This is a genomic window from Pseudomonas sp. WS 5059, assembly GCF_012985525.1.
Classification (GTDB): Bacteria; Pseudomonadota; Gammaproteobacteria; order Pseudomonadales; family Pseudomonadaceae; genus Aquipseudomonas.
In genome coordinates, this window is the sequence record NZ_JAAQWO010000002.1 from 610,672 (window position 1) to 626,009 (window position 15,338).

16 protein-coding genes are annotated in these 15,338 nt (G+C 59.4%); 5 read left to right on the top strand and 11 right to left on the bottom strand.

Annotated elements, in window-relative coordinates; genetic code table 11:
* Positions 1-89: 89 nt before the first annotated feature.
* Positions 90-692, top strand: coding sequence for a peroxiredoxin (locus HBO12_RS07500; protein ID WP_032858443.1), 603 nt, complete (start codon positions 90-92; stop codon positions 690-692).
* Between the two features lie 71 nt (positions 693-763).
* Here HBO12_RS07500 and rnt read toward each other — a convergent pair whose 3' ends face one another.
* Both rnt and pyrC read right to left on the bottom strand, forming a co-directional pair.
* A complete protein-coding gene (gene rnt / locus HBO12_RS07505) occupies positions 764-1,435 on the bottom strand; it encodes a ribonuclease T (protein WP_029295237.1) in 672 nt (223 codons plus the stop codon).
* Positions 1,432-2,478: a dihydroorotase gene (gene pyrC / locus HBO12_RS07510; protein ID WP_032858441.1), complete on the bottom strand. Its 1,047-nt coding sequence runs from the start codon at positions 2,476-2,478 to the stop codon at positions 1,432-1,434. Before pyrC ends, rnt begins: the two co-directional genes overlap by 4 nt.
* 156 nt (positions 2,479-2,634) lie before the next feature.
* Between pyrC and HBO12_RS07515 the strand changes: the two genes are divergently transcribed.
* The 3 genes from HBO12_RS07515 to HBO12_RS07525 all read left to right on the top strand — a co-directional run bounded on the left by HBO12_RS07515 (position 2,635) and on the right by HBO12_RS07525 (position 6,145).
* Positions 2,635-3,543 (top strand): OmpA family protein, encoded by a 909-nt coding sequence (locus HBO12_RS07515; protein WP_169954445.1) that lies wholly within the window; start codon positions 2,635-2,637, stop codon positions 3,541-3,543.
* A 128-nt stretch (positions 3,544-3,671) separates the two neighbouring features.
* Positions 3,672-4,889: an argininosuccinate synthase gene (locus tag HBO12_RS07520; protein WP_029295244.1), complete on the top strand. Its 1,218-nt coding sequence runs from the start codon at positions 3,672-3,674 to the stop codon at positions 4,887-4,889.
* A 623-nt stretch (positions 4,890-5,512) separates the two neighbouring features.
* Entirely contained in the window at positions 5,513-6,145 is a 633-nt protein-coding gene (locus tag HBO12_RS07525) for a response regulator transcription factor (protein WP_169954444.1), read from the top strand.
* Positions 6,146-6,207: 62 nt separating this feature from the next.
* Here the strand turns inward: HBO12_RS07525 and HBO12_RS07530 are convergent, their stop codons facing one another.
* From HBO12_RS07530 to metG, 8 genes are all read right to left on the bottom strand, one after another.
* Complete coding sequence (locus HBO12_RS07530) at positions 6,208-6,390, bottom strand: PA3496 family putative envelope integrity protein (protein ID WP_169954443.1); 183 nt, start codon at positions 6,388-6,390, stop codon at positions 6,208-6,210.
* Positions 6,391-6,497: 107 nt separating this feature from the next.
* Entirely contained in the window at positions 6,498-7,136 is a 639-nt protein-coding gene (gene nth / locus HBO12_RS07535) for an endonuclease III (protein WP_170041834.1), read from the bottom strand.
* Positions 7,137-7,152: 16 nt separating this feature from the next.
* On the bottom strand, positions 7,153-7,656 hold the full coding sequence (locus tag HBO12_RS07540) for an Rnf-Nqr domain containing protein (RefSeq protein ID WP_170041835.1): 504 nt from the start codon (positions 7,654-7,656) through the stop codon (positions 7,153-7,155).
* The gene (locus tag HBO12_RS07545) at positions 7,649-8,254 is read right to left on the bottom strand and encodes an RnfABCDGE type electron transport complex subunit G (protein WP_169954440.1); all 606 of its coding nucleotides are present in this window, start codon (positions 8,252-8,254) and stop codon (positions 7,649-7,651) included. The genes HBO12_RS07540 and HBO12_RS07545 overlap by 8 nt, the downstream gene beginning before the upstream one ends.
* Entirely contained in the window at positions 8,251-9,216 is a 966-nt protein-coding gene (locus HBO12_RS07550; protein ID WP_170041836.1) for an RnfABCDGE type electron transport complex subunit D, read from the bottom strand. The genes HBO12_RS07545 and HBO12_RS07550 overlap by 4 nt, the downstream gene beginning before the upstream one ends.
* Positions 9,203-10,411 (bottom strand): electron transport complex subunit RsxB, encoded by a 1,209-nt coding sequence (rsxB, locus tag HBO12_RS07555; protein WP_170041837.1) that lies wholly within the window; start codon positions 10,409-10,411, stop codon positions 9,203-9,205. The genes HBO12_RS07550 and rsxB overlap by 14 nt, the downstream gene beginning before the upstream one ends.
* Positions 10,408-10,959, bottom strand: a complete 552-nt coding sequence (locus HBO12_RS07560; RefSeq protein ID WP_170041838.1) for an Rnf-Nqr domain containing protein — start codon at positions 10,957-10,959, stop codon at positions 10,408-10,410. Before HBO12_RS07560 ends, rsxB begins: the two co-directional genes overlap by 4 nt.
* A gap of 106 nt (positions 10,960-11,065) precedes the next feature.
* Positions 11,066-13,117, bottom strand: coding sequence for a methionine--tRNA ligase (gene metG, locus HBO12_RS07565; RefSeq protein WP_170041839.1), 2,052 nt, complete (start codon positions 13,115-13,117; stop codon positions 11,066-11,068).
* A gap of 171 nt (positions 13,118-13,288) precedes the next feature.
* Here metG and apbC point away from each other — a divergent pair, with 171 nt between their 5' ends.
* Positions 13,289-14,383 carry an iron-sulfur cluster carrier protein ApbC gene (gene apbC / locus HBO12_RS07570; RefSeq protein WP_169954435.1) on the top strand — a complete coding sequence of 365 codons (1,095 nt, stop codon included), beginning with the start codon at positions 13,289-13,291 and terminating at the stop codon, positions 14,381-14,383.
* A 496-nt stretch (positions 14,384-14,879) separates the two neighbouring features.
* Here the strand turns inward: apbC and fdxA are convergent, their stop codons facing one another.
* On the bottom strand, positions 14,880-15,203 hold the full coding sequence (fdxA, locus tag HBO12_RS07575) for a ferredoxin FdxA (RefSeq protein ID WP_003208688.1): 324 nt from the start codon (positions 15,201-15,203) through the stop codon (positions 14,880-14,882).
* Positions 15,204-15,338 lie beyond the last annotated feature (135 nt).

Consider the following 15,338-nt stretch of genomic DNA (forward strand, 5'->3'; position numbering starts at 1 on the left):
CGAAGCGTGATCGCGTCACAGGCCTGTCGTCAATTCGCGGCAGACTCAAGGGCGGTCCATTTACTTCAATTACCATCAGGAGATAACCAATGAGCGTACTCGTCGGCAAACAAGCCCCGGATTTCGACGTCCCAGCCGTCCTCGGCAATGGCGAAATCGTTGACAGCTTCAAGCTGTCTGAAGCCATCAAAGGCAAATACGGCCTGGTGTTCTTCTATCCGCTGGACTTCACCTTCGTCTGCCCGTCCGAGCTGATCGCCCTGGATCACCGCATGGACGATTTCAAGGCGCGTAACGTTGAAGTGGTCGCCGTTTCCATCGACTCCCATTTCACCCACAACGCCTGGCGCAACACCGCTATCAATGATGGCGGCATCGGCAAAGTCAAATACACCATGGCTGCCGACATGAAGCACGACATCGCCAAGGCCTACGACGTTGAGTCCGAAGGCGGCGTGGCTTTCCGTGGCGCGTTCCTGATCGACGACAAGGGCGTTGTGCGCTCGCAGATCATCAACGACCTGCCGCTGGGCCGTAACATGGAAGAGCTGATCCGCCTGGTCGACGCTCTGCAATTCCACGAAGAGCACGGCGAAGTCTGCCCAGCCAACTGGAAAAAAGGCGACAAAGGCATGAACGCTTCGCCAGCAGGCGTTGCGGCTTACCTGACCGAGAACGCTGGCAAGCTGTAAGCCAGGTTCGCGGTGAAAAAAAACCGGCCTGAGAGGGCCGGTTTTTTTATGCGTGGGATTTGGCGATTCAATCAGTCGCTGAAATCTTCCCAGCCGCCCATCTGCTTCCAGCGGTTGACGATGCCGCAGAACAGATCGGCAGTCTTCTCGGTGTCGTAGCGAGCTGAGTGGGCCTCGCGACCGTCGAAGTCGATACCGGCTGCCTGGCACGCCTTGGCCAGTACGGTCTGGCCATAAGCCAGGCCAGCCAGGGTGGCGGTGTCAAAGCTGGAGAACGGGTGAAACGGGTTGCGCTTCATGTCCAGGCGCGCCACGGCGGCGTTGAGGAAGCCCAGGTCGAAGCTGCTGTTGTGGCCGACCAGGATCGCGCGTTTGCAGCCGTTGGCCTTCAAGGCCTTGCGTACGCCACGGAAGATATCGGTCAATGCCGCTTCTTCGCTAACGGCCATGCGCAACGGATGGTCGAGCTTGATCCCAGTGAATTCCAGGGCTGCGGCTTCGATGTTGGCGCCTTCAAACGGCTCGACGCGGAAGAAATGGGTGTGTTCTGGATACACAAAGCCCTGTTCGTCCATGCCGATGGTGGTTGCGGCAATTTCCAGCAGCGCATCGGTAGCGCAATTGAAGCCGCCGGTTTCTACGTCGATAACGACAGGCAGATAGCCGCGAAAACGCTCGGCCATCGGATGGCGCGAACCGCCGCCACCGTGTTCCTGTTCGTCGTCGTAATGGTCTTCACTCACTTGTGTTCCTCCAGCAGGCGCCAGCGCAGTGTTTCACCGGCGCGCAGCGGGATAACGGTCAGCTCGCCAAATGGCAGGCTGGTGGGGGCGGTCCAGTCTTCACGGACCAGGGTAATACGGTCGGTATTCGCCGGCAGGCCGTAGAAACGCGGGCCATTGAGGCTGGCGAAAGCCTCGAGTTTGTCCAGGGCGTTACGCGCCTCGAAGGCCTCGGCGTACAGCTCGATCGCCGCATAAGCGGTGTAGCAGCCGGCACAGCCGCAGGCCGCTTCCTTGGCGTGCTGGGCGTGGGGCGCCGAGTCGGTGCCGAGGAAGAACTTCGCACTGCCACTGGTAGCCGCATCGAGCAACGCCACCTGGTGGGTGTTGCGCTTGAGGATCGGCAGGCAATAGAAGTGCGGCCGGATCCCGCCCACCAGCATGTGGTTGCGGTTGTACAGCAGGTGATGCGCGGTGATGGTCGCGCCGACGTTGGCCGACGCCTCGGTGACGAACTGCACGGCGTCTGCGGTGGTGATGTGCTCGAACACCACCTTGAGGGTCGGGAACAGTTCGACCACACGGCGCATGTGTTCGTCGATGAAGATCTTCTCGCGATCGAACACATCGACATCGCCACGGGTGACTTCACCGTGGATCAGCAGCGGCATGCCCACTTCGGCCATGGCTTCGATGGCGGGCAGGATCTTGTCGATACTGGTCACGCCTGAGTCGGAGTTGGTCGTGGCGCCGGCCGGATACAGCTTGGCGGCGTGTACGAAACCGCTGGCCTTGGCCTCGCGGATTTCGGCGGGCTGGGTGCGGTCGGTCAGGTAGAGCACCATCAACGGTTCGAAGCGGCTGCCGGCCGGCCGCGCAGCGAGGATGCGCTGGCGATAGGCGTCGGCTTCTGCGGCATTGCGCACCGGAGGTACCAGGTTAGGCATGATGATGGCGCGGCCAAACGTGCGCGCAACATCGGCCACGGTTTGGGGCAACGCAGCACCATCGCGAAGATGAATATGCCAGTCGTCGGGACGCAGCAGGGTCAGGCGGTCGGACATTGGGGATTCCAGGCGGGTCAATCTGGTGGGAATGCTACCGGAAAAGACTCTTGCAGGCACTCGCTATCAAGTTTTGCAGGACGCGACCGATATCCCTGGGTATGCCTTAACGATGTATGACGCCTTGTTGTGTTGTAGAAACCAGTGGAGCCGCCCGTGCGCCAGCAATATCTAGCCCTGCTCAGCGTGTTCGCCAGCCTGCCTGCGATGGCCCTGACGTTCCAGACGCGCCTGGAAAATATTGAGTGGAAGGTGGAAGGCGACAAGTTCGAGTGCCGCTTGAGCCAGCCGATCGCCGATTTTGGTTCGGGTGAGTTCGTGCGCCGGGCCGGCGAGCAGGCGACATTTCGTTTGAAAGCCTACAACGGTGCGTTGGGCGTCGGCTCTGCAACACTATTGGCGGCGGCCGCGCCGTGGCAGCCTGGGCGCGGTGATATCAACCTCGGCGCCGTGCGGGCCGGCAGTGGTGATGTGCTGTTCAACAGTTCCCAGGCCCAGGCCGGGCGCCTGTTCAATGGCTTGCTCGATGGCCGCAGCCCGACCGTGCGCCACTATTCGCGGGATGGCGGTTATTCGGAGATCCGCCTGCTGCCGGTACGTTTTAACAAGGCCTACAGCGACTACCAGTTGTGTACCGCGAAGTTGCTGCCGATGAACTTCGAGCAGGTCAAGCAGGCTGAAGTCGGCTTTCCGGGCGGCGGCATCGACCTGGACCCAGCCGCCAAGGCCAAGTTGATGGTGATGCTTGAGTTCATCAAGGCCGACCCTACGGTCAACCATATCGAACTGGACGGCCATTCGGACAACAGCGGCAACCGCCTGACCAATCGTGACCTGTCCCGACGCCGGGGCTTGGCCGTGATGGACTTCTTCAAGGCCAACGGCATCCCCGAGTCGCAGATCGTGCTGCGTTTCCACGGTGAACGTTATCCACTGGTACCCAATACCAATCCGGCCAACCGGGCGAAGAACCGACGGGTGAATATCCACCTCGACCGCGTGCCCGCCCCAGAAAAACCGGCGCCTCAGGCTGCGGGCCCGGCTAACGCAGCAGCGACCTCTTAGGTGCGGCCATTCGTCGCTCGCCCGACATAATCTGTCGCTTTATCTTCATTTGCTGTCGCGCCCCTGTAATTTCACGGTTTTGATCGGTAGAATCGACGCCTTTCCGTAAAACCCCGTGGAGTGATGGCATGGCCGACGTAAACAAGGTCGTTCTCGCGTATTCCGGCGGCCTGGACACTTCGGTGATCCTCAAGTGGCTGCAGGATACTTATAACTGTGAAGTGGTGACCTTTACCGCTGACCTGGGTCAGGGCGAAGAGGTCGAACCTGCACGAGCCAAGGCGCAAGCCATGGGCGTCAAAGAGATCTACATTGACGACCTGCGCGAAGAATTCGTCCGCGATTTCGTTTTCCCGATGTTTCGCGCCAACACCGTCTACGAAGGCGAGTACCTGCTGGGTACTTCCATCGCACGTCCTCTGATCGCCAAGCGCCTGATCGAAATTGCCAATGAAACCGGCGCAGACGCCATTTCCCATGGTGCCACCGGCAAGGGCAACGACCAGGTGCGTTTCGAACTGGGCGCCTATGCCTTGAAGCCAGGCGTGAAAGTGATTGCTCCTTGGCGTGAGTGGGACCTGCTGTCCCGTGAAAAGCTGATGGATTACGCTGAAAAGCACGCCATCCCGATCGAGCGCCACGGTAAGAAAAAGTCCCCGTACTCGATGGATGCCAACCTCCTGCACATCTCCTATGAAGGCGGCGTACTGGAAGACACCTGGACCGAGCACGAAGAAGACATGTGGAAATGGACCGTCTCCCCGGAGAACGCTCCTGACAAGCCGCAATACCTGGAACTGACCTACCGCAACGGCGACATCGTTGCGCTGGACGGTGTCGAAATGACTCCGGCCACCGTACTGGCGACCCTGAACCGTATCGGTGGCGAGCACGGTATCGGTCGTCTGGATATCGTCGAAAACCGCTACGTGGGCATGAAGTCCCGTGGCTGCTACGAAACCCCGGGTGGCACCATCATGCTGCGCGCTCACCGCGCCATCGAGTCCATCACCTTGGACCGTGAAGTAGCTCATCTCAAGGACGAGCTGATGCCCAAGTACGCCAGCCTGATCTACACCGGCTACTGGTGGAGCCCTGAGCGCCTGATGCTGCAACAGATGATCGACGCGTCCCAGGTCCATGTGAACGGCGTTGTGCGCCTGAAGCTGTACAAGGGCAACGTGATTGTCACCGGTCGCAAGTCCGATGAGTCGCTATTCGACGCCAACATCGCGACCTTTGAAGAAGATGGCGGCGCCTACAACCAGGCCGACGCCGCTGGCTTCATCAAGCTCAACGCTCTGCGCATGCGCATTGCGGCCAACAAGGGCCGCAAGTTGTTCTGATGTCGTCCAGGCTGGATAAAAAGTGGTCCCTCGAATGAGGGGCCATTTTTTTTGACTGTAATTTTGGGCGTCGTTGTTTAATTATGTTTAATATTTTTTCTGATGTTGAGGGTGTTGCTGTTTATTATGGGTTGCTTGTGATTTTTGTATCTGGAAGTTGGTGGATTAACCGTATGTGAGTATTTATGTTTAAATTCATTCGGTTAATTAGTAGGACGGATCAGATATCTGGTTTTATCTTAGGAATTATCTGTCAGATGGTTCGGTACATAGTTAGTGGTGAATTTTTCCATGGAACTTTTCCGAGAGGTGTTTTTCTGTAATGGTCCCTGCCGGTACAACCCTGGCAAGGGGCATTTCCTGAAAGTGGCGTGCGTCGTGTTTACTTTTGCTGGTTCGGCAGGCGTTTTTTTGCTCAAAATATGTTTGCTCACGGAAAGTTCTGAAAGGCCAAACAATAACCCACACATCCATATAGGCGTTTTTTTGTAGGCCTATTCTCATAACTTTGTGGGTTGGGTCTCTGCTTGTCGTTACTTGGGGGGGAGTGCTATGCCAAGGAGGAAACGACTAGGCTATTGTGCTGGTTCTGAATAATTCGAACAGCGAAATTGGACTTGCCCATGAATAAAGTGCTGATCGTGGATGATCATCCCGTCATTCGCCTTGCTGTACGCATGCTAATGGAACGTCATGGTTATGAGGTCGTTGCAGAGACCGATAACGGAGTCGACGCGTTGCAACTAGCGCGGGAGCATATGCCGGATATTGTCATCCTGGATATTGGAATCCCCAAACTTGACGGTTTGGAAGTTATTTGTCGCCTGTCTTCCACCAAGCAGGCGCAACCCTTCAAGGTATTAGTGTTGACGTCGCAGGCGCCGGGCCACTTCTCCATGCGCTGCATGCACGCGGGCGCGGCTGGCTACGTGTGCAAGCAACAGGATCTGACCGAGTTGCTGAGCGCGATCAAGGCGGTGCTGTCCGGCTACAGCTACTTCCCCAACCAGGCACTCAACTCGGTGCGTTCCAGCCAGGGTAATACCTGCGAAGCCGACATGGTCGAGCGGCTTTCAGGCCGGGAGATGATGGTGCTGCAGCAACTGGCCCAGGGGAAGACCAACAAAGAGATCGCTGATGGCATGTTCCTCAGCAACAAGACTGTGAGCACGTACAAGACGCGCTTGCTGCTCAAGCTCAACGCCCGGTCCCTGGTGGACCTGATCGAGCTTGCCCAGCGTAACGGCCTGGTTTAAGAAGCAGGGAGCAACAGGCAGAAAAAAGCCTCCATGGCGGAGGCTTCTGTGTGATCGTTTGGCTAGAGATCGAAATCGTAATCGGCCAACTGTTTTTGCAAGCGTCGCTCTTCCAGAAGGTTGTCGATGGTGCGGCGTTTGCTCAAATTGGTCTTGGCAACTTCTACAGGCGCCTCGGCTGCCTCGTCCGTGTCTGCGGCCACAAAGTCTTCTTCTACATCCAGTTGTTCTTTGCCAGTGCTCATAAGGTTAACTCCAGGCTAAGACTGCCGTTGGCGCTCCTTATATCGACAATCGTGCACCGGGTAAAAAAGATTTTTTCAATCGACTGATCAATAAAACCAATGATTGCTCAATCGTCCGACGTCTTTTCCTTGTATTCGCACAAGTCTTCGATGCGGCAGCTGCCACAGCGCGGCTTGCGGGCCTGACACACATACCGACCGTGCAGGATCAGCCAGTGGTGGGAGTCGAGCAGGTAAGGCTTTGGCACAAACTTCATCAATTGCTTTTCGACCTCCACCACATTCTTGCCCGGCGCGATTCCCGTGCGGTTGCTGACACGGAAAATATGGGTGTCCACCGCCATGGTCAATTGGCGAAACGCCGTATTGAGCACCACATTGGCCGTCTTGCGGCCAACGCCGGGCAGGGCTTCAAGTGCTTCGCGGGTCTCTGGCACTTCACCGTCATGCAACTCGACCAGTAGTCGGCAGGTTTCAATGACGTTTTTCGCCTTGCTGTTGTACAGGCCAATGGTCTTGATGTACTGCGACAACCCTTCGACCCCCAGGGCATGGATCGCAGCCGGGGTGTTGGCCACGGGAAACAGCTTGGCCGTGGCCTTGTTGACGCCTACATCCGTCGATTGCGCAGACAGGATCACGGCAATCAGCAACTCGAACGGCGATGAGTAGGCCAGTTCGGTCTTGGGCTCGGGGTTATCCTCGTGAAACCGACGAAAGATCTCCAGGCGTTTTGCGGCGTTCATTGGGCGAGCGGTTCCTTCAATGTGGTGTGTGGCGTTGGGTCCAGGCCTGCCACCCGGCGAGCAGCAACCCGAGCAGGATAAACCCTGTGGGGGCGAGGGTGGCGATGCTACTGCCGAGTAAAAAGCGCGAGAGGGTGATTGCAGCCAGTAGCCCGGTTACTAGCGCGAACAGTTTAAGTTGTGCCCTGCGCGGGTGGGCGGCGAACAGGCCTTCGTGCTCAAGCAGCACGCATTGTAGGCCGATCAAGGCCAGGTATGCCCCCAGGCCCGTAGACGGGGCAAAGGCCACTGCCTGCGCCACTAGGTTGGCGCAACTGACCCAGGTGGTGGCCAGTAATACATTGGCCATCAGCTGCCACTGGCCACTGAGGCGATTGCGCACCCAGCCGCAGCTCCAGCCATGGAGCATCATGATCAGCGTCCACATAACCCAGAACGTTGCAGCACTCGCCGGCGTGTCACTGACACCCAGCAGCGCCGGTAGCAGCAACAGGTTGCCGAGGACCAATGGCTTAGTCATGGTCGGTGCGCTCCAGCAGGGCCTGGCGGTGCTCGTCAAAATACCGCAGGGCATCGTGGATCGCGTTGATCACGGCGCGGGACGTGATGGTCGCACCGGCCATTTGGTCGAACTGGCCGCTGTCTTTCTTCAGCGCCCAAGCCTGTGGATTTTCCTGCGACAGCCCCTTGAATGAGGCAAGCCAGGGATTGCCGGGTTCGCCGATATGCCCGCCCAGCGTGGGCGTTTCCGTGTGTGCCAGGGTCTTGACCCCGAGCAGCTTGGCGTTGCGGTCGATGGCAATCAGCAATTGGATGCGGCCACCATAACCCTCGACCTGGGAGCGCAGCACCACGGAGCTGGGTTTGCCGGCCAAGGTCGCGAGGTAAGCTCCCAGCAGTTGGCTGTTGTCCAGCATTGCCGAAGTAACGTCCAAGGGGCGTTCCAACGGTTGATTGTCATAACTGCCAGCAGGCAGTACATCCAGCAACGCCCGGCTTTGCATTTCACGCTGCTGCGCGGCAATGGGCTTGGCGGTCAGCTGTTGCAGGCCAAGGGTCAGGCCTACCGCGCCGGCGGCGATCAAAAGCACGCTCAAGGCTTGCGAGGTGCGCTTCATGCTTCCACCGCCTGCGGCCGCGTCCAGCGCTCCAGTGCCGGCACTGCCAGGTTCATCATCAGCACCGCGAACGCCACGCCATCCGGGTAGCTGCCCCAGGTGCGGACCAGATAGGTCAGCAATCCCACGCCCACCCCAAACAACAAGCGCGCCCGCGCACTTTTTGCACCCGACACCGGCTCGGTGACGATAAAGAAGGCCCCGAGCATAGTGGCTCCGGTCAGCAGGTGAAACAGCGGCGAGCCATGGGAGTCCGAACCCGAGCCGTTCCAGCACAGCAGGCTGATGACAAACAGGCTGGCGAGCATGCCCACCGGCGCATGCCAGCTGAAGACCCGTTGCTGCAGTAAATAGAGGCCGCCAGCGAGAAATGCCAGGTTCACCCACTCAGTGCCTTTACCTGCGAGCTGGCCGAAAGCCGGGTGGCGGGCAAACAGCTCGTCGACAGTCAGGCTGTTATTGATGCGCAAGGCGTCCAACGCAGTGGCCCGGGCCCAGGCATCGGCGGTCTCGCCGTGCAGGCCGAACACTTGTTGCAGGCCGGCCAGCAGGTCCAGGCCGTGGGACGCCGGCCAATGGGTCATTGGCTGGGGAAAGGCCAGCAGCATCAACGCATAACCGAGCATGGCCGGGTTGAAGGGGTTTTGCTTGCCGCCATACAGGTGTTTGCCCAACAGCAAGCCACTGCTGACAGCGCCCAGGCATAACCACCACGGGCAATAAGGTGGTAGCGCCAAGGCCAGCAACACCGCGCTGACCAGGCCGCCCAAGTCGCGGGAATCATGGCCGCGCACTTGGCGCACACCGGCTTCGACGGCCCATGCACAGCTGCCGGCCAGCAACAGATTGATCAGCACGCCCCAGCCATACAGCCAGAACAGCACCAGCACGCCGGGCGTTGTGGCCAGCAATAATCGCTGCATGGCGTGTTGCTGGCGATCAACCACCTCAGGCGCTGACATGACTATCTACTTGCCGTTGGGCTTCATCCACGCGCAGCCTGGCATCCGTCAGCTCGGCGGCACTGCTGGTGGGCTGGCGCTCAAGTTTGCTCAGGTCGGCGCGGGCATAGGCCAGGGCGGTCTTCAACTGGCGCAGGTGACGGTCGATGGGCCGTTTCTCGATACGTTGCAGGTCCGGCCGGGGCTGCTCGGATTTTTCTTCGGCTGCGTGCAACACCTGTTCGGCGGCGGCCAGGGCTGCGCCGAGTGTGGTCAGTTGCTCTGCATCGGCCAGTGCGTCCTGGGCCTTTTTCAGCTCGGCGCGACGCATGGCCAGCTGGATTTTTGCGCGCTTGAGCTCAGGGTCTTTACTGGCCTGGGGGGACGCCACTGTGGGGGCGTTCGCTTCGAGGGCGGTCAATGCCTGTTCGGCGGACTCAAACTGCTGCTGCAGGATGATCAACTGCGACTGCTGCTCAAAGGTCGGCGGATGGCCAAAGGCTTTCAGGGATTTGTGCAGTTGCGCCCGGCTCATTGCCAGGTTGACCTTGGCTTTTTTTAACGCTGTGTCGATCTCTGCGGCTTTTTGTGCGCGCATGCGTTCGATGGCGGCCTGCAATGGGTCGCTATTGGCCTGCACGATGGGGGCCGGGCGTTTGCTGCGGGCCAGGCGCTCCGCCAGCTTGTGTTCTTCCTCGCGTTGCAGCCTTGCGTTGCGTTGCTCGAAGCGACGGCGGGCGCGATCACGCTTGGTCCCGCGCGCCTGGCGCTCCTCGGCAGTAATCGCGTAGCCCGCGACAATCGGCAGCACCGCGGCCAGGGGCAGCGGCAGCATGTCGATGCAGTCCACCGGGCAGGGAGCCACACACAAGTCGCAGCCGGTGCATTCATCCACGATCACGGTATGCATCAGCTTGGCCGCGCCGACAATCGCATCCACCGGGCAGGCCTGGATGCACTTGGTGCAGCCGATGCACTCGGCCTCGCGGATAAAGGCGATCTGCGCCGGGGCTTCACCACGGGAACTGTCCAGCTCCAGCGGTACCAGGTTCAACAACTGCGCCAGTTCGGCAATGGTTTCGGGGCCGCCCGGCGGGCACTTGTTGATGGCCTCGCCCTGGGCGATGCCTTCGGCGTAGGGCCTGCAACCGTGGTGCCCGCATTTGCCGCATTGGGTTTGGGGCAGCAGGGCGTCGATACGTTGAATCAGGCTCATGGTTTGATCATTGCGTTTAAGCCCAGGAATGCCACGGCCATCAGCCCGGCACTGAGCAGGTCCACGGGCAGGCCTTTAAAGGGCTGGGGGATATCGTTTTCATCTATTCGCTGGCGCAAATCGCTGAACAGGCTGAAGGTCAGCCAGAACGCCGGGCCGATGCCCAGGCTGTAGATCAGTTGGCTGGCGTTGCCCGGGCCCAGGAGTACCACGCTGAGCACGCCGGCGTTAGCCAGCAGTGGCACCCATAAGCCATCGACGGGCAGGGCGGGCACGTGGCGCGAAAGCCCATTCAGCAACGGCTGGCTCAACAGGATTGCCACGGGCACATAGGCAAACAGCCATAACGCGTCCAGCGCCAAGGGTTGCAACACGAAATGAACAAGCAGGTAGCTCGAAACACCCGTCAGCACCATCAACAGCGTGGTCGCCAACCCAAGGGCGTGTACCCGCAGTCGCTCCACCCCGGGATCTCCAGGCAGCGCCAGACGCAGCAGGTAATGGCTGATCAGGGCGGCGCAGAGAAGGGCGACAAGCAGTTCGGTCATGGTCGAGCCGGTTAAGCAAACAGGGCCTGATTATCCGGCAAGCAGGGAGAGGGTACTAGCGCAAACCGCCCTGTCGCGGCCAATCACCGCGACAGGGCGCTTCGGGTTACTTGATGCGCTGGCCAGGCTTGGCGCCGCTGTCGGGGCTGAGCAGGTAGATTTCTTCACCGCCAGGGCCGGCTGCCATCACCATGCCCTCGGAGATGCCGAACTTCATTTTTCGTGGCTTGAGGTTGGCGATCATCATGGTCAGTCGACCATCGAGCTTGGACGGGTCCGGGTAGGCACTCTTGATCCCGGAGAACACGTTGCGTTGCTCGTCGCCGATATCCAGGGTCAGGCGCAACAGCTTGTCGGCACCTTCCACGGCTTCGGCCTTGATGATCAGTGCAACCCGCAGGTCCACGGCGGCAAAGGCGTCGAAGTCGATTTCCGGTGACAACGGATCCTTGGCCAGCTCGCCATTGCCGGCCGGGGCGGCTTCGCCGGTGTCGGTCTGGCTAGCGGTCAGGTCTTCCTTGGACGCGTCCGTCATGGCCTGCACCTTGACCGGGTCGATACGGGTCATCAGCGGCTTGAACTCGTTGAGCTGATGGTTGTTGAGCAGGCTGGCGTGGTCATTCCAGGTCAACGGCGCAACGTTGAGGAAGGCCTCGGCGTCAGCGGCCAGCAACGGCAGCACCGGCTTGAGGAAGATCACCAACTGGCGGAACAGGTTGATGCCGGTGGCGCAGATGGCCTGGACTTCATCGTGCTTGCCTTCCTGCTTGTTCAGCGACCACGGCGCTTTGTCGGCGATCCAGGCGTTGGCGCGGTCGGCCAGGCCCATGATCTCGCGCATGGCGCGGGCAAAGTCGCGGGCTTCATAGGCGTCGGCAATGCTTGGCGCGGCTGCCAGGAAGGCATCGGTCAGCTCCGGTGCGGCGTTGACCGGCACCATCACGCCAGCATTGCCCTTGTGGATAAACCCGGCGCAACGGCTGGCGATGTTGACCACCTTGCCCACCAGGTCCGAGTTGACCTTCTGCACGAAGTCTTCCAGGTTCAGGTCCAGGTCGTCGACGCCGCGGCCCAGCTTGGACGCGTAGTAGTAGCGCAGGTACTCCGGCGACAGGTGGTCCAGGTAGGTGCGCGCCTTGATAAAGGTGCCACGGGACTTGGACATTTTCTGGCCATTGACCGTCAGGTAACCGTGTACGGCGATGCCGGTCGGCTTGCGGTAGCCCGAACCTTCGAGCATCGCCGGCCAGAACAGGGCGTGGAAATTGACAATGTCCTTGCCGATGAAGTGGTACAGCTCGGCGGTGGAGTCCTTGCCCCAGAACGCGTCGAAATCCAACTCTGGCGTGCGGTCGCAGAGGTTCTTGAAGCTGGCCATGTAGCCGATCGGCGCGTCCAGCCACACATAGAAGTACTTGCCCGGCTCATCGGGGATCTCGAAGCCGAAATACGGCGCATCGCGGGAGATGTCCCACTGTTGCAGGCCAGCATCCAGCCATTCGGCGATCTTGTTGGCTACGGCGTCCTGCAGGGTGCCGCTGCGGGTCCAGGCTTGCAGCATTTCCTGGAAATCCGGGAGCTTGAAGAAAAAGTGCTGGGAATCCTTGAGCACCGGGGTGGCGCCCGAAATCGCCGATTTCGGATCCTTAAGGTCGGTCGGCGCGTAGGTGGCGCCGCATTTTTCGCAGTTGTCGCCGTACTGGTCTTCGGTGCCGCACTTGGGGCAGGTGCCCTTGATGAAACGGTCGGCCAGGAACATTTTCTTTTCCGGGTCGAAATACTGGGTGATCGAGCGGGTGGCAATGTGCCCGGCGTCACGCAGCTTGAGGTAGATCTGGCTCGACAGCTCGCGGTTTTCTTCGGCGTGGGTCGAGTGGAAGTTGTCGAAATCCACCAGGAACTCGGCAAAGTCGGCGCTGTGTTCAGCCTGGACGTTGGCGATCAGTTGTTCCGGGGTGATGCCTTCCTTTTCGGCGCGCAACATGATGGCCGAACCGTGGGCGTCGTCCGCGCAGACATAAATGCATTGATTGCCGCGATGCTTCTGGAAGCGCACCCACATATCGGTCTGGATGTACTCAAGCATATGGCCAAGATGGATGGAACCATTGGCATAGGGCAGGGCGCTGGTGACGAGGATCTTGCGTGGCTCGGACATGGGGCTCGGCTACTTGATGAAACGGAGGTCGGCCACTATAAAGCGCCGGGAAATTTATTTCACCCCGTGAGGCTGTTTCAGGGTTTTCCAATGTCGCGAAAGCATGCCCCTCACGCCTCGGAACGGTTAGGATAGCCGCCTGTTTTAGTCTGTCTTTTCCGGGAGTAGCCCATGAGCGCCGTCAATCGCGCAGCGGTGGAAGCCGTTCTTCGCCAGTACACCGACCCCTATCTGAACCAGGACCCGGTCAGCGCCGGCTGTGTCCGTGCCATTGATGTGCAGGGCGACCAGGTTTCGGTCCAGCTTGAACTGGGCTACGCCGCAGGTCTGTTCAAGAGTGGTTGGGCACAGATGCTGCAAATGGCCATTGAAGGCCTGGATGGCGTGCGCTCGGCCAAGGTCGACATCCAATGCGTGATCGCTGCGCACAAGGCCCAGGCGCAGATCCCGGGCCTGGCCAACGTCAAGAACGTGGTGGCCGTGGCATCCGGCAAGGGCGGCGTGGGCAAGTCGACCACGGCGGCCAACCTGGCCCTGGCCCTGGCCCGTGAGGGCGCGCGGGTGGGCATCCTCGACGCCGATATCTATGGCCCCAGCCAAGGTGTGATGTTTGGCATCGCCGAAGGTTCGCGGCCCAAGATCAAGGACCAGAAGTGGTTCGTGCCGATCCAGGCCCATGGCGTGGAAGTGATGTCGATGGCCTTCCTCACCGATGACAACACCCCGATGGTGTGGCGCGGGCCTATGGTATCCGGGGCCTTGATGCAGTTGGTGATGCAGACCGACTGGGGCAACCTGGACTACCTGGTGATCGATATGCCACCAGGCACCGGCGATATCCAGCTGACCCTGGCGCAGAAAGTACCGGTGGCAGGCTCGGTGATCGTCACCACGCCCCAGGACCTGGCGTTACTGGATGCGCGCAAAGGCGTGGAAATGTTCCGCAAGGTCAACATCCCGGTGCTGGGCGTCGTGGAAAACATGGCGGTGCACATCTGCTCCAACTGCGGTCACGCCGAGCATTTGTTTGGTGAAGGCGGCGGCGAAAAGCTTGCCACCCAATATGATGTTGAATTGCTGGCGTCGTTGCCGCTGTCGATGGGCATTCGCGAGCAGGCCGATGGCGGCAGGCCGACGGTAGTTGCCGAACCCGATGGACAGATCGCCATGATCTACCAGGAACTGGCCCGTCACGTCGGGGCGCGGATTGTCTTGCAGGAAGCCAGCACCCAGGCAATGCCGACCATCACTGTCAGCGACGACTGATCGGCCTGAAGGCAGAAAAGCCTCGACCCTGTCGGGGCTTTTTCTTGCCTGGCGTAAACCTTTTGGGCGGTCGGGTGTGCATTTTCCTAATGGGCGTTGTAAGCATTCGCTTACTTTTAGGTAAGTGTTTGGTTTTTTAAACGCGCCGGGACGTCTCGAATTACCTGTGCATATTTATAACTATTTGAAAAGTAAGGTTTATTTATTTCTGTTTGAGGGCCGTGGCAGGTTGTGCTTGCGAATGGATCCCGTTGAACTTGTTCGGGAAGTCTCTAATATCAGCCCTGTGTCCACGGATTGACACAGTCATCAAGGAACGATGACTCAGGGAAGTTCGCAGGATGCGATTCATCAGGACGATGAAAAGGAACACAGGGACTAGGGAAAAAATGTGGGCGGGTCAAACCGCCCCTTTTTTTGCCTGTAGAAAAGTGAAATCCACCCCGTAGAAATGCAAAAAGGCCCGCAAGGGGCCTTTTAGAGGACATCGGCGCGATCAGCGCTCGAGGTCTGCGATCTTGCCTTTTTTGCCATCCCACTCTGCCGCATCCGGCATCGGGTCTTTGCGCTCAGTGATGTTGGGCCAGATTTCCGCCAGCTCGACGTTCAACTGAATAAATTCCTGCATCTCTGCCGGGACTTCATCCTCGGAGAAAATCGCAACGGCCGGGCATTCTGGCTCACACAGGGCGCAGTCAATGCACTCATCCGGGTGGATTACCAGGAAGTTCGGCCCTTCGTAAAAGCAGTCCACCGGACACACTTCTACGCAGTCGGTGTACTTGCACTTGATGCAGTTGTCGGTGACGACGAAGGTCATTTCTAATTTTCTCCTCAGGCGGCGGCAGCGAAACCCCTTGTGGCAGGGCTCGCGAGGTTTGGGAGCGATAGTCTGCAGGCCAGGCTAAAAGCCCGCAGCATCCCAAACCGCGCGAGATTCTATCAGCTTGCAAGC